Genomic DNA, 25710 nt, shown 5'->3' with positions numbered 1-25710 from the left:
TTGAAGAATTTCAATGGAGAATATTCATGTTAAGCAATCAGCAGAAGCCGGGAAGCCAACAACTTCTACAAGTTCTAGCACCTTTAGAGATTAGCATGATATTCTTCAGTTTGTTAGGAAAGCTGATTGTTAATCAGCAATGTGGTGGGTAAAATTCCGATTGATGAGGTTTTGAATTTCACGTCTAAAAAAACATAAAACCCCATTCTCTTTGTAGGAATGGGGTTTTATGAAGTGGAAATTCTATTATTTCAGGAGTGTGCCTGTTTTTTTTGTGCCTTTACTGATGTATTCTATTTTAACACTGCTTTGTTCGGGCAGGTTTTTAAGTGCATCTATTTTCTTGGCAGTTTTAAATAGGCTTTCAGCAGAGGTGCCATTTATTTTTTCTACTTGGTCACCCTCTTGCATGAGTTTATTCTCGCCTGGTTTAATAATGGATTGAACGATTAATTGTTGTTTATCGTTAAAACCCAATAAATAGTCGCCCAATACGAAATCGAAAGGATTAGTATAGCTTTTATTTGGGCTCATAAAAATCTCTTTCTTTTGCATGTTTATGGTGAAATTGTATCGGTTAATAAGTTTTATGCCTATAGAACCATCAAAACCGGGATTCCAGCTCTCACTTTGGCCGCCGCCTGCCATTAAGGTTACACCAAAATTATGAATAGGTTGCATTGGACCAAAAGCAAAAGATTCGGCATGCCCCGTGTAGGTTGGGGTAATCATTCCCATACTTTGTGTCGTAGAATTGAAATCGGGTTTAAATCCACTCACTAACAGTTTATTTTGGCGTACAAAAGGTCTAAAACAAATTAAGCTATATCCTGCACCTGTGTCGAACACAAATTCTCCATCATATGGTGTTTCGGGTTTGACATTAAGCGTACCTTTTATAATGAATAATCCATTAGGTGATGTAATAGGAACCGATATACCCTCGTTGGTATTTTTATAATCACCGAAATCGTATAAAGAGATTTCTTTTTTATCGAAATCAACTTTGGTGATATAGCGTTTGGCAATGCTATTGCCAATTAGACCATCGGTACCTTTATGCGTTTCTTTGAAAATGGCAATGTTTTGGTTTTTAAAGCTAAATGTATCCAAGTGAATGGTATTATTTTCAGCAATAGCAATTTCCTGAACGCCACCAACCACCGATGCTTTTTGTTTACGCGTGGCTTTTAAACCTATTGAATCGGCCATTGCTTCACTGATGGCCATTCCATCGGCTCCGGTATCAAAAAGAAACTTTAAAGGCCGTTTAATGTCGTTTAGTTTCAGTGTTAAAACAATTGAATTATCAATAATTTCAAAAGGAAACTTTGCTCGTAGGATGGATGTTTTATATCGATTCATGCCGTACAGTTGATCAAATGCATCTACGTATAAGATTTTACCGGCCAAATCTGTATAAATAGCACTTTGAAAAGCTTTTTTTCCGGAAGGGTAAAAGAGGACCTCAATTTTTTTTGTTTTATCTACAATTGTTTCATTTCGATGTACAATAGAGTCACACGGATATTGTTTTGCAAGTGCAGTCAGTGCGTGTTGAGCACTCTGGTGCGTGGTAGAAGCAATGGAAAAATCTGGGGATAATGCCGATTGAATGGGCTCTGCACTTTTTTCCTTAAAAACGGCATTCAATTGCTCAACCAATTTTTTTGATTGTGCCTGTGCGAAAGATGTGGCAGTAAATGCGAAAACTGCTAGAAAAAGTATTTTTTTACAAGAATTTCTCATGGATGCGGTTGCTTTAAAAGCCATAAATTTTTTCAAGTTCTTTGTCAATATCGTTGGTTGCACTAGCGGTAACGCGTAAAATAACTTTTCCCTCTTTATCGATTAAAATCTTTGTAGGGAAGGCGTCCACTTTATACTCTTTTACTAAATCGCGTTTTGATTCATCGAAATTTAATACGTGTACCCAATTAATTTTATCTTCATCAATTGCTTTTAACCAGCTTTTTTTTGATTCTTCAATCGTACTGCCTCTTTCGTAAGCTACCGCGATAATTTCGAAACCCTTAGATTTGTATTTACTGTATAATGTTTTAAGATGAGGGTGGCTCGCTCTGCAAGGTGAACACCAGCTTCCCCAAAAGTCTAATAGAACGGTTCTTCCTTTATAGGCACTTAAGTCAATTACTTTTCCGTCTTTATCTTTTTTGATAAAATTAATGGCAGCTGTACCTGGCAAGGTGCTGCTAAATTTTTGAATGTTTGCTTTAATTCTACTTGCTGCGGGGTGATTTTTATATTTATCCGATAATCCGTTCCAAACTTGAGTATAACCAGCTGCTGTGTATTGATTGGTCATCCGATTTAATAAAAAAATAGAAGCAAGGGCATCGGGATGTTTTGATATGAAGTCTTTTTGCTGTTGCGTTATTCTTTTTCTTGCATTTAGGGATGCTTCTTGAATTTCTTCAATTGAACTGTTGAGTTTTACATTTTTATACTGTGCATTAAAGGTTTGAAGGTATGTTTCGTAAACAAATTTTTCATCTTTATACGTAGCTTCTTTAAATTGATTAAATGTATTGTTTTCATCATCGCCTTTTACGAAAGCTAAATGTACCAATGTAGCTTCTCCAGTAATTTGAATGTTTTTATTGTAAACAAAAAGATCTAGAAGAGGCGCGGGGTTAGAGAAGTTTTGTCCATTTGCTGTTCCTCTTAGGGTTCTATCGATGCCAATATTTAAACGTGCAACAGCCGGAATGGTTTGTTTAGGGATTTTAAAGCTAAATTTATCCTTTACGGCTGTAGTTTTATAACTTTCGCTTTTACCTAAACTGTTTTGGAAAATAAGAGATACACTATTATTTTCAAGATTTTTCAACGTTCCATTTACCGTAATGCTGTCGGTTTGCGCAAAGGTTTTGAAATTTGCGAAGAGTACGAAGGCCATTAAAAGCCAAGCTCCGGTTATTTGTTTCATGTGTGTTTTGTTGAGAGGATATATTTTTAAAAATAAGAGCGCTAATTTATTAAGAAAAAAATTGGCTTCCGGATTTTCCGAAAGCCAATTGAGGAGTTATTTAGCTAATTCTTTTTCTAAAAGTGCTTTAAGGGCAGGGTTCGATGGACGTGGAGAGTCAACACTTACAATTTTTCCTTTTTTATCAAATACAAGGAAACGTGGAATTGTATTTACTTTGTAGTATTGTGAAAAACCATTGCTTGGTCCACCTGCAAATAATTGCATACCACCCAAGTTTTCATCTTGAATCATTTTTAACCATTTTGCTTTGTCTGTAACAGCATCGGTGCTTAAACTGATTATTTGTACATCCTTACCTTTCATTTCTTCCTCAAGCTTTTTCAAGTGAGGGATTTCTTGTCGGCATGGACCGCACCAAGTAGCCCAAACATCTACCAAAACTACTTTTCCTTTTAGGCTTTCAGAAGTGACTGTTTTACCGTCTTTATCAGGAAAAGAAAAAGCATATGCATCTTCACCTGTCTTCAAAGTTAAAAGTGGAGTTACAATATCTAAATTTCTTTTCTTCTGGCTCGGAGTGATGATATATTTTCCAAATTCGTCAATTGCTGATTTGTATTCTGCATAGCTTTTGTAATTAGCGATTGAACTAAGAAGGATATCTCCTTTTATTGTATCATTTGGAACTAAAGTCAACGTACTTTTTATACCTTCAAGGCCTCGACCATATTTAATTCCAGCTGTTCTCATGTTCAGACTGGTTAAGCCAGACAGTGTACGGAACCCCCAAGGATTACTATAGATTTCGTTCGTGTTAGTCGCATAATCTGCTGTTTTTAGGGTTGCATAAAAAGGAGCATACTCTTCAACAGCAGGATGAGCTGAACGTGGTGTATTAAGGAAGTTACTTGCATATAATGCTAAATCCCATTTCATATACGTAGGCATATTTTTATCGAACTTTACATTACCGGTAGATTTTCCTTTTAAGAATGTTTTAGATTTTGCAACAATTTCTTCTTGTATCGGGAAATAATCTACAAAGGTACTATGAACTTTCATGAAGTTAATCGAACGGTGCTCAAGAGGAAATACTAAATCGTGCCATTGCGTTAAAACCGTATTCTCTTTAGAATTGCTTTTACCTGTCAATACATAACTTGAATCTAGTAAGTTAACAGACAGTTTATCTCCAGCTTTGAAATAAAAAGTATAGTTTCCGGTTGGAGAAACTGCATTTCCTGTCCCAATTAGGTATAATCCTTCATATTCTGGATAAAATAAGAATCCGAATTTTCCTTCAGAAGAGGGCTGTATGCTTGATAATTCCACTGGTTTCCCTTCGTCCACTTTATAAAGTTTTACAGGTAATATTCTTTTTTGAATGATTTTTCCTGATACTTCCACAGGTTGTTGGGCCGAAGCAGAAAAGGCTACCAGAGCGAGCGCAACGGATGCAATGGTTTTTTTAATTGTTTTCATTTGTTATTTAGTTTTTGTGTTTTTTACTGTTAAAAAGTAGCGCTATATGTTGTTTCTGATACCGATGGCGAAATATACAGGATATCGCGCGGGATCCCTTTTCCTTCGAGCGTAAAAGCAGGCTGGGCCGTTAAGTTACCAACTGGTTTTGTAAACATTCTAATTTTGTAGTTTGCACCTACCTTAGTTCCTATTATTACGTAATTGTAATTGAAAGGGGCATCTGCTGCCACTGTATATTTACGATGCCTAATAAAGGTAATTTCCTCACCTACAGGAACTGTATATTGCAGACTCTCAAATTTATTGGAAAGGTTTCTTGAGTAAACTTCTCTTCCAACAGAAAAATAGAGTAAGTTTTCATCGTTATCTAGTAAGCCATACTGTTCTGCATTATATAGTTTGTCGGTGGTTTTTAAGGTGTCATTTACAAGGAGAAACGCATTTCTTGCTGGATTGATTTGCGAAAGAATTTTTAAGCTTAAATCGGTTTTATCTTGAAAAATCCCGTATCCAATTATTGGCGAGATCCCTGACTTGTATCCCATAAATAGTAACTTTTTGTTGTTGTTATTTGCAGGCATTTTTGTTTCTCGATGATCAACAACAGCTGTCATTACAGCAGCAGTTCCATTTGCACTAAGAAAGGAACTGCTTACTTCATCGAAAAAACAGGGGTCAACTACATAGTTGGCAAGGAAATATTTAGATAAATAAAAAGGTGTATTTAAATCATCCTTAATTTTGGCAACACCAAATTGACCAGTATTAGCAGACATCGCATAAATACTGTGGGTCGTCCCATTGTTTATCAAATAATTTGCCTGACTTCCTAAAAATACGGCCCCGACCTTTTTGGTTGCTGGCGGTTCATAGAATAGGGTGTTATAGCCTCTTATTTCAGATAATGTGTTGATGTTCATTGCTGAAATATCATTTTCCGATGAAAGAAATAACGTTCGTGTATTTCCTAATGTGCCTGTAACAGTAGATTTATAAGCTGAAAAGAATGCAAGTATGCCCGCTTTTCCATTTAATTTCTTTCCATTAATAGAGCTGTAAACGTCTTCAACAACTCCTTCGGGTTTAATCGTACTGGGTGTTAAAAAAAGGTCTAAATCGGCCTTAGAACCATCATCTTTTGCTACATACCAGCCTCTGGTGTACTGAGTAACTACATTAACATTGGATGTGAAATACTGAGAATATCCGGTTTTGTTATTGGTTACACGGTAAACTAATACCCAAGTTTTGGCAGGCTGTTTAACTAAATAATCTAAATTTTTTGTCTTAGCTAATGTATCTAAAACAGGTGCGGAACCTTGCACACTGGTTTCGTAAATTCCCCATAAATAAGAAAATTCTGCATTGGGGTCTGTTGATGAGACGGTTGGGCTGATAGTCAATTTATCAGAATTTGAAATTTTCATGTACGTAGTTTCAAGCCCTGACACAGTAATTTGTTCGTGTGGTTTTATATCTAAATTAGTATCGTCTTTTGCACAAGATCCCAATAAAAGGCAAGTAGCAAGTAAAGACAGAATAAATGTATTTTTCATAATTGAATAATTAAGGGAATAAAACAAGTTCTCCATTTTCATCTTTCAAAGGATTACCAGGATGTTGCGCATTATAAGATGTTAAGCCAATTTTTAAGGTGCCAATCCAAAACTGCATCAGTGCATATTCAGCACCAATGGAGCTCATAAATTCTTGATCCCATTTTTGGCCAGTATAATCAATCATAAACTGGTGTTTTGTCACACTGTATTTTCCGTAATAATATTGTGTTGCGGAAGCATTCCACGCGGCTGGTTGACTTAATCGGTCAGTAAACTCTACTTTACGCCAGATATTGCTTTTTTCGCCTATTTTAAAGTTTTCATCATCAACCACTTTAAATTTTAAAACATAGGTGTTGGTTTTTAAACTGGGATGTCTTAAAAGGATAATAGGAACCTTGGTATGCACTGACCCTGCTTTGATCACAAAATTTTTGGTGGCTCTAGGATCTTTAAAATCTAGATATTGCTGACCGCCAACCGGATTGTTGGCATTTACAACTTGTTCCTGTTCTAAGCTGAATGAGCGATCCTTTTCGCTCACACCACCAATGGCATAAATGTCAAAAAAAACGGTGTCTTCTTTTACACTGGCATCTTCATAAAAAAAAGTGTAAGGCTTTAGGGTGTCGGCAAGGTTATAGGTTGCGGTATAAATTCTATTTGGTTCGGGGCCAAATTGAATTCTAGCCGTGTCATTGTACAGATAAAATTGGTCTTTTTTACAAGAATAAAGTGATAAGACCAATAATGATGCGGATAAAAATAGTAACTTTTTCATGGCTTTATCTTAGTTAGATTCTGAAAGTGGTAAAGGAACTACATAATTAACAGCGGCAGCTGCGGGTGCAAAAACAATGCTTGTTCTCGGCGCATTTATTCTCTTATAAGCAAAAAACGCTTGTCCTTCGCCATAGAACTCTTTCCGTAATTCTTTTACAATTTCTAGCTGAAGTTGCGTTGGATCTGTTGGAAGTGTAGAAGCTGAAATATTTCTGGCGGTTCTAAACGTATTCCAGTAGGTTTGCGCTTCTGCCAAAGGAGCTGTTTCAGCTGCAATTAAATACATTTCACTTAAACGCAACATGGGTATTTGTTTAAAGTCAGTAGAAAGATTAGCAGGGTCTTCTATTGGAAGAAACTTTCTTAAAACATACGCTCTTGAACCATTGGCAAGTGTAATAAGTTGCCATAAATTTGCTTCACGAATATCGGTGCCAGTATTGCCGTACAATGTAGTGGTAATGGTAGTAGCAGCAGTTCCTTTTTTAATATTTCCGTTGTTGTAATTATTGGTGTACTTGTCAAACATGTCAAAATCATATAAGCCAAAAATATGCTCGGTGGTTAAAACATAATCTTTACTTGTGGCCATGTCTGCAGCCGTACCGAAACGAAATTTAGAAGTTCCATCCGCATTTTTTGCGTCAATAATAACTTTGGCATTGTTGAATGCTAGAGTTTTATCGCCAAACCACAAATATGCCCTAGCTTTTAATGCTTTAATGGCATAATAATTCATCCGTAAATAACGGTATGCAAAATAGGTGTCATTCGGGTCGAATCCACTGCTGTTACCGGGGCTTTTCAACTGGGCCAACGAGTATTGCTGTATTGGGTCTATGTTGTTAACCAATTCTTCGGCTTGATTAAGATCTTTTAATAAGAGTTCTTTATACGCATCGAATGGAATTCGAGTGGTTGGAGTTTTAGAAACCGTTAACACATAGGCCAATTGATTTCCTTCAGTGGGAGTTGTAGGAACTGGACCAAATAATCTCAAAATATCTAGATGACAATATGCTCGAATTGCCAAGGCTTCCGCTTTGATCATGGCATAAGATTCCTGTGTTTTGAAAACACTTCTATTATCATCTATTTTACTCAAAAGAGCATTGGTATTGGCAATAATAGAATATTCTTTTTCAAAGATGCTTTGAAAGGCATTTTGTACTCCGGCATCTCCAAAATTAAATAAGCCTATACGCTGGTCAGTGGTGTTCGATACAACATCCCAACTCGATATCAACCGTTCGATGGTTGTTTGTGTCATTGCTAAACCATAGGCATCGTTAGCTTTCATTTGTATATAGAGACCCGCTAACGCATCCTTATAACCATCCTCTGAGTTAAATAATACATCTTGAGGAGTACGTGTTTTTGGCTGTACATCCAAAAACTTCTTACACGAAGTAAATGTTAATGCCAAAAACAGTGTTAGTAAGATTAAACTGATTTTTTTCATTTTTTATATTCTTTAATGTTTTGGCTTGTCTTCATGGATATTGCATTATCTTGTGTGTTCAAGCCAACCATATGTTAAAATGTTACGTTTAAGGTTAATGAAAATTGTTTAGAGAACGGATATCCAGTACCTCTTTCACGGCGAATGGTGCTTAAGTAGAATACATCGGCCATATTACCGGCAATACTTAAGTTTTCTATACCCATTTGTTTCACAAATTTTGCTGACCTAAAGTCGTATTGTAAATTGACATTTTGTAAACGAAAAGTATTTTCATCTTGCACAAAACGCGATGTTTTAGGTGTTACTCCGGTAATTAGTAATCCTTTGAACGCGGTAACATCACCCGGTTGTTGCCAACGACTCGTGTAAACACGCTCGTCAACATTGTATTTATAGTTGCCGGTTTCCACCCTGTCAATTAAGGTTTGGTTGTAGGCTTGTCCTCCAAAGCGATAACCAAATGAGGCATTCATCGATAGGTTTTTGTAACGGAACAAGGTGCTTATATTTCCAAATATTTTTGGATCGGTAACCCCGGTAGGAGAAACATTGTTAGCATTCCAAGTATAGGTAGGCTGACCATCAGCCCCTAAGTACAGTTCTTTTCCGGTACTTGGATCTATTCCCAAAGAAGGCACAGTCCAAATGGTATTACTTGAGTAACCTGGTATAAAGAGTTGCCCAACATTTGTGGCCGAGTTTCGGATAGATGTTTGTGCATCTTGATAGGCTTTAGATGTTTCAATTATCTTATTTTGGTTATGGATGATGGCAGTAGTAATGCTCCAGGTTACGGCAGGTTTTGAGATCACAAATCCTGTTACTTTTAATTCATACCCATTGTTTTGAATACTTCCAATATTTTCAACATAACTCGTAAAACCATTTGATGCAGGTAGGTTAACAGATGAAATTAACCCATTGGTGATTTCTTTATAAACATCTGCAGTAACTCTAACATGTCTATTGAAAAATTCAGCATCCGTACCCAAATTATATTTGGTTGTTTGCTGCCATTGTAGATCCTCGTTTCCAAGACCTAATAGATAGGAGCCTAACCAAGAAAAATAGCGATCGTCTGTGTAGTAATTGTATGTTGATAAAGACTGATACGCATTAAAGCTTTGTGATCCTGTTGTACCAACAGAACCGCGTAATTTAAGACGATTTATAAATTTATTTCCTTGTAGGAAATTTTCATTATGAAGGTTCCACCCCAGACCTACTGACCAAAAAGGGGCAAATCGTTTGTTACTTCCAAATTGTGAAGCACCATCTATCCTAAATGAACCATCTACAAAATAACGGTTATCATACGTGTAGTTGGCATTTCCTGTGAAACCTACCGAGCGAGTTAAGCTTTCTGATCCAGATGGTTTACCTCCTTCAGAATATTGAAGTGCCATGGAAATAAAGTCGAAATTTGGATTAGGAAACCCTTCGGCAAGGAAATTATAAGTATACGTTTTGTTTTGACGGACGTTAAAGTCTAATCCTCCAAAAACAACATGCTTGGTGTTAAAGGTTTTAGAATAGGATATATTGGCGGAACCATCGTACGCTAGATAATTCGAAATTCCATATCTATAATCCCCTTTTCTGAATACATCATCAACACTATAATTGGCAAAGGCAGTGTGATCTGCAGGTCTAAAAACATCCGTTTGTACGTTTCTTTTGGTAATACCAAATTGCGATCTAAAGATTAATCCGTTCGTAATGGTCCACTCTACGGAAGTATTGTTAATGATTTCTGAAGTTCCGGTTTTATCAAAAGTGTTTAATGTAGCGTTGTATAAAGGATTAGTCGGTAAAGAAATCCAATAATTATAAAAATCAGAGTTTCCAGTATCTCCTAAAAACCGCAGGGCATTTCCATCTGTATCATATGCTCTCCAATAAGGGTTTAATTTAGAATAATCGGCAAATGATCCGTATGGAGACTCTTGTGATTTCCCGTCAGAAATTTGTAAGTTATTCCGGAATCTTACGTTTTTGTACGTGTACATGAGTGTGATAGCTCCATTGAAAGTATTACGAAAGGAGCCTTTCATTACGCCTACAATGTTATTCACCTGTGCTGAGGCAGAATATCTAAAAGCTTGATCACCACCTTCAAGGCGCAAGTTATGTCTTTGTCCAACACCTGTTTGAAGCGGTATCGCCAGCCAATCTGTCTCTACCCCACTGTTTACTTCATTCAAAAGATAATTGTAATACCTTTTTAGAGGTAAGTCCTGTTCTGCCCTTGCATTGTTGTAGTAACCGGCCCTTAGCTCCAAGTCTAATTTTTCTCGTGCTTTTAGTAAAGTATAATCGGTTAGGTCGGGCGATTCGATGTTTAAATCGCCTTTATAACTGACGCGTAGTTTTCCGGCTTTTGGCGCTCTTGTAGTAATCACAATTACTCCATTTGCACCTCTAGATCCATAAATTGCTGTAGCAGCTGCATCTTTTAAAATGGTAATTGATTCTACTTCGTTTTCATTAATATCTAATAATTTTTGAAGTGTCGATTGAAAACCATCTAAAATAACTAAAGGCGTATTTAAATCTACTCTTGTTTGGTCTTGTAACTCTCCAACATTGGGCAAACTGGAATTTCCACGTATTTGGATCTCTGGCATACGGTTTGGATTGTTTCCAAATGAATTGCTTTCAATAATGTTAAAGGATGGGTCAATATTACGTAAGCTAGTAAGTAAGTTTCGGTTACCAAATTGCTGTAGTTCCTCTCTAGTTACAGTAAGCGATGAACCTGTAAAACTCTTATCTACTTTTTTGAAGATACCGGTGCTGATCACAACCTCTTCCATTTTATTCTCTTCTAGTACTAATTTTATTGTTAAGAGAGTAGTAGTAGCTTTTATTTCATACGGTTTATATCCCACGTATGTAACAACAATGATATCATTTTCAGAATTGGCAATGAGTTTAAATTCTCCCTCTTTTGACGTTTTTATTGCCCTGCCTTTTCCGTTTTTTATTTTTACGGAAGCACCTTCAACAGGTTTGTTGTTTTCATCTACTACACGGCCGCTCACAATAATATCGCGACTTCTTTTTTCTTCTGCAGATGGTTGTTGAAGGATAATGGTTTTGTCGTTGAGTTTGAATGTAATGTTTTGATTTTCAAATACGCGAGATAAAGCTTCGTCTACACTTACATTCTTCACTTGAATAGAAACCGGTCTTGATTCTTTTAAAATGGATGCACTATAGAAAAAGTCATAGCCGCTTTGTTTCTTAATTTTTTGGATAATGTGTTCGATACTTGCTGATTTTTCATTAAGCGTAATCTGAGAATACCCAGAAATGGCACTTGCTTGTAGGATAAATGCAAATAATACAATAAAAGTTAGTTTCACTTTTAGGGAATTTTTGGCAATAGTTTGGTTATCAAGACACTGCTTGAATGTCATGTAAAAATTCATACATTTGTTTGTTTGGGTTTGGTTAAAGTGTAAATAGTTCGTTTTTAGACAGCTTACCTGGGTTTAACTCAAATGAGTATAGTTAAGGGCGTTGCCGCGCCCTTAGCTTTTTTAGGTAAACTGTAATGGTGTAAAATTACGGCATAACAGTTATCCTCCTTCCTTCATATTTAAAGTGTAAACTTTCGGTTAACTGCATAATGGCTAGCACTTTCTGAATGCTTCTAGTACGCGAAATAGAACCTGTAAATTTGAGATGCGTTAAGTTGTCCGGGCAAACTATTTCAACATCATACCATCGTGCTATTTTTCGCATAATGCTGCCTAGTTCTTCGTCATCAAAATAAAATTCATTTGATACCCATGAAATCGCTCCATCTAAATTAACGGAGTTAACTGTCAATGTATTTTTTGAGTTAATCGATTGTTGACCAGGTTTAAGTAATACAGTTTTTTTATTCTCAGCCATTACCTGAACACTGCCCTCTATTAAGGAAGTAACAACTGCTTTTTCATCCGAATACGATTGAATGTTAAAATGTGTTCCTAAAACTTGTATGGTTTGTCCCTTTGAAATTACTTTAAAAGGTTGACCGTTTTTATGTGCAACTTCGAAATAAGCTTCACCCGATAATTCTACAATTCTTTCTTTTTCATTAAATACCGTAGGATATTTAAGATTGGAGGCAGAGTTTAGCCAAATTTTCGTTCCATCGGCTAATGTTACGGTAAAATATCCTCCATTCGGCACCGTAAGTTGGTTAACTTGTGGTGTAAGATTGTTTTGCTCGGAATGATATTCTATTTCACCCTCTGTTGTTTTAATGATGTGGGCATTGGCATGATTGGTTACAGAGCCATTCTTAACTGCTGTTAAGGCAAGTTTTTCTCCATTTGCCAAAGTCAAAATCGCCTTTTTTTCTCCCGGAATAATAGGAGTGGATTTTACAATTTTAGGCGTCTCATTTTCTTTCTGAATACTGAAAAGGTATAAACAAATAGAGGCAATTCCGATTACTAAAGCAGCGGCAATTAGTTGATAAGGAGAAACGGAAAATGTGCCTTTTTTGGGTGTTTCTACCGAAATAGAAAGTTTCTTCCAAATGTTTTCTCGCGCTTGGTCAACATCTTGTGGACTAAGTTCAAGGTGTTTATTAGATTTTTCAAGGTACCAACTTTCTAATAATGCAATTTCAGCATCGGTACAGGTACCCATTTTGTATTTTTTTAACAGTTCTTCGGCGTTAATTTGAGGCATGTAGGTAAATAGTTTGGCTTATTTACTACTATAGACGGGCAAAGAGTGGGTAGGGGGTAGAAGAATTAATAAAAAATTAAAAATAAATTAACAAAAACAATTAAGCCTAGCTTGGTTCGAAGAATTTTTAGGGCATTTTTAACCTGTTTTTTAACAGTTTCTTCCGATATATTTAATTTTGTAGCAATTTCCTTGTTGCTTAAGTGTTCGTAACGACTCAATTTAAAAACTTCTTGCATTTTTTCGGGTAAACACGAAATTCCTTCTTCAATCATCAACTTTAGCTGCTTTTCTCGAATTCGATAATCTGTAACGCAATTACCATTGTTAATATAAAGTTGCAAGGAATCTATATATCGCTCTTTTACCTGTTCATGAGAGATAAAATCTAGCACTCTATTTTTAACAGCCGTATACAAATAAGACGATAATTTAGAAGTAATGGTAAGACTTAATCGGTTTTTCCACAATTGGGCAAATAGTTCATGAAGGATGTCTTGAGCCTCATCTTTATCTTTCAGTTTTTCGCAAGCATGATAATAAAGTATGTCAAAATAACGATGATAAATCACCGTAAAAGCAGCCGCATCCTCGTTTTTTAATAAGACGAGAAGTTCATCGTCTGTAAACGAATCATAAAGCAAATTTGAACTGGATTTAAGGAAATCAGTTGACATTATTGTTAGTTTGCAGAGAGACGTTTAGCACTCAAAACTAAGTACAATAACTGAAATAACAAAAAGATTGCCATTTGTTTATCTGACGGTGAATTTCCAACACATATTTTTAATATGCTCCTGAGCTTGAAGAATCAAACCTTTATGCACTAAAAGAAAAATCTATTTCATTTTTTGTAATTTTCTTGTTGTTTTTAGTTAATATTGCTTGAACTAACAACCCTATATGGATAACAAATTGACGCATCATTTATTGTGGGAACGACTGCGCATGGGCGATAAAGATGCCTTTTTCGATTTGTATAAAACCCTTTACTATTCGCTGGTAAACTTTGGTATTCGGGTATGTGCCAATGCAGATATTTCAAGTGAAGCAACCGATCAAGTATTTACAACCATTTGGGAAAAGCACGAAACCCTTAATCGTGTAGAAAATGTAGAAGCTTATTTACGCACATTTTTAAAGCGGAAATTACTGCGCATTTTGGAGCGTCAACGCAAAATAAACGATGCGCTATCCAATGCTGGCGCTGAAGGCGAATGGATGGAAATGAGTTATGAAGAATTCATTGTAAAAGTGCAAAGCGATGAATTGGTTAAATTTCAATTGAAAACCGCCCTCGAAAAATTAACCTACCGCCAGAAACAACTTATTCACTTAAAATTCTTTGAGGGATTAAGCTATGAGCAGATTGCCGAAGAAACCAATCAAACCATTAAAACAGCCTATAACACGGTGTACGATGCCATCAAAATTCTTCGTAAAGAACTGAAGAATTAAAGGTTGGGTTTGTGAGATTAAGAAAAGTTATTTGCTGTTCTTACGTTTATTCTGATTTTCTTTCGTATAAAACCCCCTTAAACAGGTCGTGAAGTTAATGTTAAAAAAAAGTTAAAATTTCTTTAGGAAAAAGAGAACTTTTTAGACACTGTTATAATAAAGACCAAATAAAAAAGAATGATAGACAGAAGTAGGTTTGAACCAGAGGACTTTCTAGTTGATAACACTTTCCAATTATACTGCTCAGGAACAGATAAATTGTCTGTAGAATATTGGGCAAAATATATCCACGCGCATCCTGAACAAGCAGGAGTAATCGCTGAAGCTAAGCGACTGTATTTTATTCTGAGTGGCAATAAACGCCCATTGGATAATCAATTAGAGCAATTTAAAGCGGATTTAGAAAATCCTTCCACAACGCTAAAAGTGAAGCGAAATTTCACTTGGCTTAAAATAGCCGCCGCAATCGTATTAGTGGCAGGAATCGGTTATTTGTACCAGAAGTATACCACAAAAAGCATCCCTGCTGAACTTGTGGTAGCGAAAATATACACCACTAAGGGTGGCGAGCGCAAAAAAATCACCCTCCCCGATGGTACTACCGTGATGTTAAATGCAAAAAGTGTCTTAGCCATCGGAAAAGAATTTAATGATAAATGCCGGGAGGTAAATTTAAAAGGAGAAGCATTTTTTGATGTTACGCACAGCAAAGACAAACCTTTCAAAGTTTATACAGAGGATTTTAATATCAATGTTTTAGGAACGGCTTTCAACGTAAAGGCGTATCCTGATGAAGTATCATCCGAAGCAACATTAATTAGAGGTGTTATTGCTATGGAAGCGACCAAAGGTGAAGGAGGTATTATTACATTAAAGCCGAGCCAAAAGGTTACTTTTTATAAAGTTCACAAACAGGCAGCAAAACAAAAAGTATTAAAACCTGTAGCTGCTCGTCCAGAAATAGTTATTAACCATTATACGAAAATAAACGACAATACGATTGTTGAAACCGCATGGACAAAAAACCGCATTGAAATTTATGATCAAGATTTTGATGAAATAAGGAATGTTCTAGAAAAGTGGTACAATGTAAAAATCAAATTCACGGATCCGGAAGTCGAGAAATTTCGCTTTACACTAACCATTGGCGAAGAAACTATCGAACAAGTGTTACAAGCCTTACAACAAGCAGAAAATAATTTTAAATATGAGATAAAAAGAAATGAAGTAATCATCTCGAAGTAAACGAAAAAAAGGACGGTGTTGGAGCACCGCCCTTATAAAGTTTTTCTTCGATTAAGTTAAAGGCAGTTATTGCGCTAACAGATCGCTGCCAAGAAATGTTCAACCAAAAAAACAAAAATATGATTTATTATTACTTACCGCAAGGGCGCTTTAATTATAAAGCGATCTTAAAATTCATTATGCTAATGAAATTGACCTGTATGATGGTTTTCATTACCTGTCTTAATGTATCGGCATCGGTTTTTTCGCAAGAAAAAATATCCCTCGATGTGAAGAATACAAAGTTAGCCAGGGTTTTACAAATTATTGAGCAGCAAAGTAGTTATCATTTCGTGTATAGCTCTTCGTATGTTCCAGTAAATAAAGATGTAAGTATTACGGTTTCCAATATTCCCATAACCGATGTTTTATCGACTCTTTTAAACAGAACCAATTTAAAATATTCGGTGTCGGATGGCGGATTAATTGTGATTAGTAAACGTAAAGATGTTGCCATAACCGGAACGGTAAAAGATGCAAATGGGGCCGCATTGCCCGGCGCAACCGTAAGGGTAAAAGGAACCGGTGTTGGAACATCATCAGATATTAATGGAAAGTTTACATTAAACGTTCCTGAAAATGCCGTTTTGGTTGTTTCGTATGCAGGCTTTCAAACGAAAGAAATGGCTATCGGAAATCAAAACGATATTGTAATCGTTTTAACGGAAGATTCGAAACAATTAACGGATGTTGTGGTAACAGCATTGGGTATTAAAAAGGAGCGTCGTGCTTTGGGTTATTCGGTAACGCAGGTGGCAGGTGAAACCTTAACCCAAGCAAGAGAAAACAATGTTACAAATTCATTGGTTGGTAAAGTGGCAGGTTTAGATATAACATCAACTTCGGGTGGTGCTGGTGCGGCAAGTAATGTAACCATTCGTGGTGTATCCAGTTTAGGCTCTGCAAGTCAACCATTGTATGTGGTTAACGGTGTGCCAATGGAGAATAAACCCTTAGGATATAAAAATACCACTGGTGTAGGAAATACAGGAAGTCAATGGGATAATGCTCCAGATTTGGGTGATGCGATTAGCAATTTAAATCCAGATGATATAGAAAGTATTTCGGTTTTAAAAGGTGCTGCAGCATCAGCATTGTATGGGTACAGAGCAAAAGCTGGTGTAATTTTAATTACCACCAAAAGCGGTAAAGGAAACAGCATCGAATTTAATAGCAACTATGTTGCAGAACAAGTGATGGACAGAACCAATTGGCAATATGTGTATGGCCAAGGGGTTAATGGTCAAAAACCAACCACTCAATTAGCAGCGGCTTCAACTGGCGGTTCTAGCTGGGGTGCAAGATTAGATGGGTCTAATGTGATTCAATTTGACGGAGTAAGCAGACCCTATTCAGCTCAAAAAGATAACATTGAAGATTTCTATAAAACTGGTGGTACTTTTACCAATACCATTGCTTTAAACAAAACCTTTGACGGCGGTGTAGTTCGTCTTTCAGGTAGCAACATGGACAATAACTCGGTAGTGCCAAACTCGGGTTTAAACAGACAAAACTTCACTTTATCGTCTACTTTCGATCCAATCAAGCGCTTAGTAATTGATGCGCGTGCAAATTATATTTTGGAACAAGCCAAAAATCGTCCAATGGTATCTGACGGAGCAGGTAACGCCAATTACAATGCGGCATTCTTGCCAACCAGTATCAATATCAACGATTTAAAACCTTGGAAAAATGCTGCTGGAAACGAAATTTTATACAATACCGGAAATCCATACGCAACAAATCCATGGTTTGCAGCAAACGAGTTTATAAATAATACCAAAAGAGAACGTTTATTAACTTCAATTAATGCACGTTATACTTTTGATAATGGATTATTCTTACAAGCTAGAGCGGGCAGAGATTCGTACACCGACGATTATTTATCGGTAACTCCTTCAGGTACGTCATACGATCCAGATGGTGGTTTTACCAATCAGGCAAGTAAGTTTTCGGATATCAATGCCGATGGATTGATCGGAAAATCATTTAAAGCAGGCGATTTCTCTATTACGCCAAATATTGGTGCAAGTTATCGTCGTACAAAGAGCTCAGCCGTAATCAATAGAGGTTCGTCATTCCAAATCCCAGGCATTTACACCTTCTCAAATACAGGTGGTAAATCGGCCTCAATTATGGAGACCGATATGGAAACGCAATCGGTTTACGGTACCTTAGAATTAACCTATAAGGATATTTTTTATTTAACCGGAAGTGTTAGAACAGACTGGTTCTCAACTTTAGCTACTCCAGGATTTGATAATAAATTAAGCATAACGTATCCATCTATCAGTGGTTCATTTGTGTTTTCTGAGTTGTGGAAACCGTCGTTCTTAAGTTTTGGTAAATTAAGAGCTGGTTATGCTAATGTAGGTAATGCAACAGATCCATTCCAAACGCAATTGTATTACGAGTTACGTAGTGAGGTAGTTAATGGAAACTCTCTTGGAAATATTAAAAACGATGCCATTCCAAATTCAAAATTAAGCGCCTCTAGTGCAAGTGAAATTGAAATTGGTACAGAGATGCGTTTCTTTAACGATCGATTAAATTTAGATGTTACCTGGTATAACAAAAAATCAAAAGATGAAATTATTGCCGTTCCAACCTCTACAACAACAGGATATAACGGAGCAATACTGAATATTGGTGAACTAAGGAATAAAGGTGTTGAAGCATTAATCTCTGGAGTAGTGCTTAAAAGTCAAGATTTTAAATGGACTTCAAGTGTAAATGCCTCGTATAACGATAATGAAGTTATTACCCTTGCTCCAGGAACAGCATCGCAACCATTGGCAACCTCGAGAAGCGGTGTAGGTTTCTTGCAAAATTTACAAGGAGAGGCAACCGCTCAAGTAATGGCATACGATTATAAGTATGATGCAAATGGTAACATTATGAAAGACACGAACGGTGTGCCAGTAAGAGGAGATTTAAAACCGTATGGTTCTGCATATGCAAAATGGATTGGCGGTTGGAACAACGAGTTTTCATACAAAAACTTCAATATGTCGTTCTTAATCGATGGTAAATGGGGCGGAAAATTATTTTCAGCAACTGATTACTACGGCTATGTTTTTGGATTGCATCAGGCAACACTTGAAAATCGCGATGCTTTGGGCGTGAATGCAGCCAATTATTACAGCACGTTTGCAAATAATGTATCAAAAGAGTTTGTACAAGATGCAAGCTTTATAAAATTCAGACAATTCATATTCGGATATAATTTCCCGGCTAAAATGTTCAACAATAAAATTAAAGGTTTAAACCTAAGTTTTGTTGGACGTAACTTATTCATCTTAATGAAGAAAACGGATAACATCGATCCAGAATCAAGTTACAATGCAACCTTACCAGGGATGGAATTAGGTGGTGTGCCGCCTGTACGTACCTTCGGTTTAAATTTAAGTGTTAAGTTATAATCTCCTAAACGAATTGAAAATGAAAACGATCATAAAATTATACGTACCACTTTTAGTATCAGGCCTAATGTTGGCTTCAAGTTGTACAAAAGAGTTCGATAAAATTAATACCGATCCGCAAGCTGTCGGACAAGTAGAATACAACCCAAACTATTTACTTTCAACAGCGCAGTTGAATTATACAGGTAGCATTGATTTTGCGTATGAAACTTGGCGCGGAAATTTAATCTATGCCTCAACCATGATGCAAGGCATGTCGTCGGTAATCAGCTATTGGGCAGGCGATAAATATATGTTAAACGAGGGCTATACAGCAGCTTATTGGGAAAAAGCCTATCCAGATCAGGTAAAATATGCCGTAGATGTGGTTGAATTTACCAAAGGAAAACCCGAGTATAATAATGTGCATCAAATGGGAAGAATTTGGAAAGCATTGGTCTTTGAAAGATTAACCGATTTATATGGTGATATTCCTTATACCGATGCCGGACAAGGATATTACACCGCCGTTTTATACCCTAAATACGATGCACAACAAGCCATTTATACTGATTTGTTAAAAGAAGTAGATGAAGCAGTAAACGCATTAAACGCTAGTGGAGATGTAGTAAAGGGCGACCTTGTTTATGCAGGCGATGTGGCAAAATGGAAACGTTTTGGAAGTAGTTTAATGTTACGCATGGCCATGCGATTAACAAAAGCAGATGCTACCTTAGCGCAAACCTACATCAATAAAGCGGTAGGCAAAACCATGAGCAGCGATGCAGATAATGCTTTATTTAAACACGATGCAAGCGGTGCTAGAGTAACGCAAAATAGAAATAGCCAAGTATTGTTAGGGGATGGAGGTCAAGAGAATTATTATACGAGATGGAGCAGTACGTTTATCAATTATTTGAAAACAAATGCCGATCCACGTTTGGGTAAAGTGGCCGTTACTAAATTGTACCTAACGGATGGAACAAAAGCACAAAATCCAAACTTTATTACAACAGCTTCTGTTCAAAAAGGTATGCCAAACGGTAAAGATTTAAGTGGTATAGCCGGAAGAGATGTTCGCCAAGATGCATCTTATACCGATTTTACCGATTATTCTTCTCCTAATCCTGGGATGCTTAAGAGAGATGGAAACACCTTTATTTTAACGTATGCGGAGTCTGAATTACTTTGGGCTGAAGCTGCTCAACGCTTTAATATTGGAGGTTCTGCAGCAACGCACTACAATGCAGGTGTTACGGCAGCGATGACTTTCCTTTCGCAATACGATGCAAGTATGGCTATCGCAACTACCGATGCAGCAGCATATTTGGCAGCTAATCCGTATGTAGCAGCCAATGGCTTACAAATGATTGCTACTCAGTACTGGGCGCACACCATTACCATGTTCGATTTTTATGAAACATGGGCAAATTGGAGAAGAACAGGTTTTCCTGTACTAACGCCTATTGTGTATCCAAATACGAGCACTGGTGGCGTAATACCACGTCGTTTTCCTTATCCACTAGCAGAAGGTGTAACCAATGCAGCAAATTATAAAGCTGCTGCAGCAGCAGTGCCTGGTGGAAATACATTGGTAGGAAGAGTATGGTGGGATAAGTAACTATTTGTCAATCCTTATAATTTTTTAGGTAGGCCGGCATCGTACATTCGATGTCGGCTTTTTTTTACACGGTTTTAGCAATCGATTTCTTCATTTTAGGATATAAGCAAACGATTGTTCAGTGATTTATGGATCAAGTAATGGATTAACGGGATAAAACATTGGATAGCGATATTTTGAAACAAAACTTTGATTTCTTTAGCGTTGATTGACTGATTAATTCTATTGGTTGTTTAATTTTTTGTTCTTTTATTTAAATTCAAATAATTGATTTTAAATAGCTTAAATAAAATTATTTTATGGGGATAGTGGAGGAATGCAAGATTGGTAAAGGCTTCATAAATACCTTTAATGTATTTTATGATAGTTGTTGTAGGTATTCATGCACAAAATGAATCAAACGTTTGCGTATTATTTGACAACTCATTTCTTGAAAACTCGTATTATCTTTAGGCATTGAATCATATATAACATGTGTGATTCACAATCACTCAACAATTTAAAAAGCCAGTTAAGGGCTAGTTATAGGAATACTAAGGAAGAAACGCTTTAAATTAACACTCTACATTTATTTCTCTCTTTAGGTAGTGGCATCACGAAAGTGATGCCGCTTTTTTTTGTCGGTAACATTTCTACTGTAATTTTTGATAAATGGTACAATTAAGAGATATTTATGTGCCAAACAAACGCATATGAAAGTAAAAGTTACCCTAGCTATTTTATTCCTAGTTCATCTCTCTGTCTTCGCACAACAATCATCTAAACAAAAGCCAGCTAGAAATACAGAAGCTGCAAAAAAAGAGAAAGGCGCTATCCCGGCGGGAAAGGAAGAACCGAAAACGAATTCCGCTGAAAGAAGCATTCAAGTGGAAAGTACAGTGGTAACCAATAGTAGTGTAAACGTTGAGGGTAAAAATATTCCATACAAGGCTACTACAGGTACTTTACCGGTGTGGGATGAGGAAGGAAAAGCCATCGCTGGGTTATTTTACACATATTATGAACGAAGCGATATCGAAAATAAAGATAAACGACCATTGGTTATTTCATTCAATGGTGGGCCTGGCTCAGCTTCGGTATGGATGCACATTGCTTACACAGGACCGGTAGTTTTAAATATTGACGATGAAGGTTATCCGGTACAACCTTATGGGTATAAAAAGAATCCATATTCTATTTTGGACGTTGCCGATATAGTATACATAGATCCGGTAAATACCGGTTATTCTAGAGCGGTAAGCAAAGATGTACCCAAGGATAAGTTTTTTGGCGTGAAAGCCGATATAAAATATTTGGCCGAATGGATTAATACTTTTGTAACCCGCAATAATCGCTGGGCGTCGCCTAAATTTTTAATTGGTGAAAGTTATGGAACAACGCGTGTCTCGGGACTGGCCTTGGAATTGCAAAACAATCAATGGATGTATTTGAATGGTGTGGTTTTAGTATCGCCAACGGACTTGGGTATTGAACGCTCAGGCCCCGTTGAAGCAGCATTGCGCTTACCCTATTTTTCTGCTACCGCCTGGTACCACAAGGTTTTATCAAGTGATTTACAAAGCAAAGATTTAACAGCGATGTTACCCGAGGTAGAAAATTTTACCATCAACGAATTGATACCTGCAATTTCGATGGGTGGAATGTTACCTAAAGATAAAAAGCAGGCAATTGCAAAAAAGATGGCCCGGTATTCGGGATTATCAGAAAAGGTAATTGAGGGCTATAATTTGGATGTCCCTGTAGATCTTTTTTGGAAAGAATTGTTACGTGATAAAGGTTTCACTGTAGGCCGATTGGATTCCCGTTACCGAGGTATCGATAAGAAGGATGCGGGTACCGAACCCGATTACAATGCGGAGTTAACGTCTTGGTTACATTCTTTTACACCGGCCATTAACATGTACATCCGAAATGAGCTGAAATATAAAACCGATTTAAAATACAATATGTTTGGGCCGGTACATCCTTGGGACAGAAGTGGCGATACAACTGGTGATAATTTGCGGCAAGCGATGGCCCAAAACCCTTATTTGCATTTGTTGGTGCAATCGGGTTATTACGATGGTGCTTGCGATTATTTTAACGCCAAGTACAGCATGTGGCAATTGGATGCCGCAGGGAAATTAACCGATAGAATGCGCTGGGAAGGATACCGAAGTGGGCATATGATGTATTTGCGCAAAGAGGATTTAAAAACGGCCAACGAGCACATTCGTACATTTATTAAAACATCCTTACCCAAAGAGGGCGAAGCTGCCAAGTTTTAGCGAATTTCTTGCAGATAGCAACCCAGCTAAACCGTATTGCAGCGGCACACTTTTTTGCCTAGGTTTTTTATTGTCGCCAGTAAAATTTGTAGAACCTAGAAATTTTACTGGTTTCCTTGCTATTTCTGGCAAAAAAGGTACAGCGGAAAGACGGACTGTTGTGAACCATGAGCAGTGCTTTTGCTTTTCTAATGCTTAGAAATATGAATCTGAAATCTTTACAGGACATAAACTTTATGCGGTTTTACGTTCCAACCTTTTTTCTACATTTGTACTATGAATACAGGCTTACAGCTTTATAATACGCTTTCACGTAAAAAAGAACTTTTTGAACCTTTAAATGCACCCAACGTTGGGATGTATGTATGCGGACCAACTGTTTATAGCGATGTGCATTTAGGTAATTGTCGCACATTTATATCATTCGATTTAATTTTTAGATACCTGAAGTATGTAGGGTATAAAGTGCGCTATGTGCGTAACATTACCGATGCCGGCCATTTGGAAGGCGATAGGGATGAAGGAGACGATAAATTTGCAAAACGTGCCAAGTTGGAACAACTAGAACCTATGGAAATTGTTCAAAAGTATACATTGGGTTTTCATGATGTATTGCGCTTGTTTAACACCTTACCACCAAGTATTGAACCTACTGCTACCGGCCATATTATTGAGCAAATAGAAATGGTAAAGGTAATTATGGACAATGGTTTTGCGTATGAAAAAAATGGTACCGTGTATTTTGATGTGGATAAATACAGCAAAGAATATAATTATACGGTTTTAACCAATCGGAATTTGGAAGACATGCTAAACAACACGCGCGAACTGAGTGGTCAGGATGAGAAACGTGGGCGTTTAGATTTTGCCCTTTGGATTAAAGCAAAGCCCGAAACCTTAATGCAATGGCCATCGCCATGGGGTAATGGTTTTCCGGGCTGGCACATCGAATGTTCGGCTATGAGCGCCAAATATTTGGGCGCTGAGTTTGATATCCACGGTGGCGGTATGGATTTGGCGGCTACGCATCATACCAACGAAATTGCGCAGTCTGAAGCATGCAGTCATGTGCAACCAGCGCGTTATTGGATGCATACCAATATGTTAACCGTAAACGGAACACGAATGTCTAAATCGGCAGGAAATGGCTTTTTGCCAGGCGAGCTTTTTACAGGTGACCATCCGCTTTTAAATAAGGGCTACAGCCCAATGACGGTAAAGTTTTTTATGTTGCAAGCGCATTACCGCAGTACACTCGATTTTTCGAATGAAGCTTTGGAAGCATCCGAAAAAGGGTTTAGACGCTTAATGGCTGCCGTTTATTTATTGAATAAATTAACAGTTTCGGAACAAAACGATTTTGATATTGATGCAATTAAAACAAATTGCATTGCCGCCATGAACGACGATTTTAATAGTCCAGTTTTAATTGCCGAATTGTTTGAAGCGGTGCGTATTATTAATACCGTTTACGATGGAAAGGGTAAAATATCAGCAGAAAATTTGACTAAACTAAAAGCATTAATTAGCGACTTCGTTTTTGATATTTTAGGCTTAAAGGATGAAGAAAGTGGTAATTTAGAGTTAAATAGCGTGCTTGAAATGGTGATTGATTTACGCAAGGAAGCTAAATCGAATAAAGATTATGCTACTTCTGATAAAATTAGAATTGGCTTGCAAGAACTGGGTATTCAGTTAAAAGACGGAAAAGAAGGTACTACTTGGAGCAAAGCATAAGAATGATGATGAAGCAGAAAATAGTATTATTACCATTATTGGCTTTGTTGCTTTTGCAGGCTTGTCAAACAAAGACGGAAAATAAAACAGAAGAAAGTACAGAAAGTACCACCCCGAAATTAGTTTCTCCGGATTTTAATGCGGATAGCGCTTACATGTATACCGAAGCGCAAGTAGATTTTGGGCCACGAATACCAGGCTCAGAAGCACATAAAAAATGTGCAGATTATTTGGTAACCAAGTTGAAAGCATTTGGTGCAGTGGTAAAAATACAAGGCGAGGCGACTAAAACCCACGACGGTAAAACATACCAATTGAAAAATATTTTGGCCAGTTTTGGGGCAGAGAAAAAAACACGCGTTTTAGTTGCTGCCCATTGGGATGCGCGTCCATTTTCGGATCAAGATGCCGATCCCGCGAATCAAGGCAAGTCGTTTGATGCTGCCAATGATGGAGCAAGTGGAGTAGCCGTTATGCTCGAAATGGCGCGTCAAATACAAGCTAAACAACCCAACGTTGGGGTCGATTTTGTGTTGTGGGATTTGGAAGATTATGGCAAGGCTAACGATGAAACCGAAGATGAAATAACCTGGTGTTTAGGCTCGCAGTATTGGGCTAAACAGGCAAAGGCAAGTGGATACAAAGCGATTTACGGCATAAACTTGGATATGGTAGGTGGCGGAAATGCCCAGTTTACCCAGGATGAAATATCGCGTCAAGCCGCTCCAGATGTGGTAACAAAAATATGGTCTATCGGTAATGAAATTGGCTATGCATCGTACTTTGTTCAAATTCCAAGCGGCCGATTGGTAGATGATCATGTGTGGATGAACAAAGCAGGGGTTCCATCGGTTGATATCATTCATTACAACGATAATGTAGGTTTCTACATCAATTGGCATACCCAACTGGATAACCTCGCTAATATTGATAAAAACACCTTAAAAGCTACTGGGCAAACGGTTTTGGAAACCATTTATCGAGAGAAAGAAAAATAATGGTTAC

General features: G+C 37.2%; 16 protein-coding genes. 7 read left to right on the top strand and 9 right to left on the bottom strand.

Going from position 1 to position 25710, the window contains the following annotated elements:
• Positions 1-246 precede the first annotated feature (246 nt).
• From ACJVDK_RS10295 to ACJVDK_RS10255, 9 genes are all read right to left on the bottom strand, one after another.
• Entirely contained in the window at positions 247-1749 is a 1503-nt protein-coding gene (locus tag ACJVDK_RS10295; RefSeq protein ID WP_443936578.1) for an aspartyl protease family protein, read from the bottom strand.
• A gap of 13 nt (positions 1750-1762) precedes the next feature.
• Positions 1763-2950, bottom strand: a complete 1188-nt coding sequence (locus tag ACJVDK_RS10290) for a TlpA family protein disulfide reductase (protein ID WP_443936577.1) — start codon at positions 2948-2950, stop codon at positions 1763-1765.
• Positions 2951-3046: 96 nt separating this feature from the next.
• Positions 3047-4435 carry a TlpA family protein disulfide reductase gene (locus ACJVDK_RS10285; RefSeq protein WP_443936576.1) on the bottom strand — a complete coding sequence of 463 codons (1389 nt, stop codon included), beginning with the start codon at positions 4433-4435 and terminating at the stop codon, positions 3047-3049.
• A gap of 29 nt (positions 4436-4464) precedes the next feature.
• A complete protein-coding gene (locus tag ACJVDK_RS10280) occupies positions 4465-5994 on the bottom strand; it encodes a PKD-like family lipoprotein (protein ID WP_443936575.1) in 1530 nt (509 codons plus the stop codon).
• Positions 5995-6004: 10 nt separating this feature from the next.
• Positions 6005-6778, bottom strand: a complete 774-nt coding sequence (locus ACJVDK_RS10275; RefSeq protein ID WP_443936574.1) for a DUF4843 domain-containing protein — start codon at positions 6776-6778, stop codon at positions 6005-6007.
• 9 nt (positions 6779-6787) lie between these two features.
• Positions 6788-8242 (bottom strand): RagB/SusD family nutrient uptake outer membrane protein, encoded by a 1455-nt coding sequence (locus ACJVDK_RS10270; protein ID WP_443936573.1) that lies wholly within the window; start codon positions 8240-8242, stop codon positions 6788-6790.
• Between the two features lie 74 nt (positions 8243-8316).
• Complete coding sequence (locus ACJVDK_RS10265) at positions 8317-11667, bottom strand: SusC/RagA family TonB-linked outer membrane protein (RefSeq protein ID WP_443936572.1); 3351 nt, start codon at positions 11665-11667, stop codon at positions 8317-8319.
• Between the two features lie 148 nt (positions 11668-11815).
• The gene (locus tag ACJVDK_RS10260; protein WP_443936571.1) at positions 11816-12937 is read right to left on the bottom strand and encodes a FecR family protein; all 1122 of its coding nucleotides are present in this window, start codon (positions 12935-12937) and stop codon (positions 11816-11818) included.
• A gap of 65 nt (positions 12938-13002) precedes the next feature.
• Positions 13003-13614, bottom strand: coding sequence for an RNA polymerase sigma-70 factor (locus ACJVDK_RS10255; protein WP_443936570.1), 612 nt, complete (start codon positions 13612-13614; stop codon positions 13003-13005).
• Positions 13615-13840: 226 nt separating this feature from the next.
• Between ACJVDK_RS10255 and ACJVDK_RS10250 the strand changes: the two genes are divergently transcribed.
• From ACJVDK_RS10250 to ACJVDK_RS10220, 7 genes are all read left to right on the top strand, one after another.
• Entirely contained in the window at positions 13841-14395 is a 555-nt protein-coding gene (locus ACJVDK_RS10250) for an RNA polymerase sigma factor (RefSeq protein WP_443936569.1), read from the top strand.
• Positions 14396-14572: 177 nt separating this feature from the next.
• Positions 14573-15640 (top strand): FecR family protein, encoded by a 1068-nt coding sequence (locus ACJVDK_RS10245; protein WP_443936568.1) that lies wholly within the window; start codon positions 14573-14575, stop codon positions 15638-15640.
• 185 nt (positions 15641-15825) lie between these two features.
• Positions 15826-19101 carry a SusC/RagA family TonB-linked outer membrane protein gene (locus tag ACJVDK_RS10240; RefSeq protein ID WP_443936567.1) on the top strand — a complete coding sequence of 1092 codons (3276 nt, stop codon included), beginning with the start codon at positions 15826-15828 and terminating at the stop codon, positions 19099-19101.
• A 19-nt stretch (positions 19102-19120) separates the two neighbouring features.
• Positions 19121-20701 (top strand): SusD/RagB family nutrient-binding outer membrane lipoprotein, encoded by a 1581-nt coding sequence (locus ACJVDK_RS10235; protein WP_443936566.1) that lies wholly within the window; start codon positions 19121-19123, stop codon positions 20699-20701.
• Positions 20702-21393: 692 nt separating this feature from the next.
• A complete protein-coding gene (locus tag ACJVDK_RS10230; protein ID WP_443936565.1) occupies positions 21394-22968 on the top strand; it encodes a S10 family peptidase in 1575 nt (524 codons plus the stop codon).
• A 276-nt stretch (positions 22969-23244) separates the two neighbouring features.
• The gene (gene cysS, locus ACJVDK_RS10225) at positions 23245-24705 is read left to right on the top strand and encodes a cysteine--tRNA ligase (RefSeq protein ID WP_443936564.1); all 1461 of its coding nucleotides are present in this window, start codon (positions 23245-23247) and stop codon (positions 24703-24705) included.
• Positions 24706-24713: 8 nt separating this feature from the next.
• On the top strand, positions 24714-25703 hold the full coding sequence (locus tag ACJVDK_RS10220) for a M28 family peptidase (RefSeq protein WP_443936563.1): 990 nt from the start codon (positions 24714-24716) through the stop codon (positions 25701-25703).
• Positions 25704-25710 lie beyond the last annotated feature (7 nt).

This window comes from Pedobacter paludisoli (assembly GCF_052344095.1).
GTDB lineage: Bacteria > Bacteroidota > Bacteroidia > Sphingobacteriales > Sphingobacteriaceae > Pedobacter.
The sequence above is the reverse complement of the archived record's forward strand: the minus strand, read 5'-3'. Positions and strand labels throughout refer to the sequence as shown.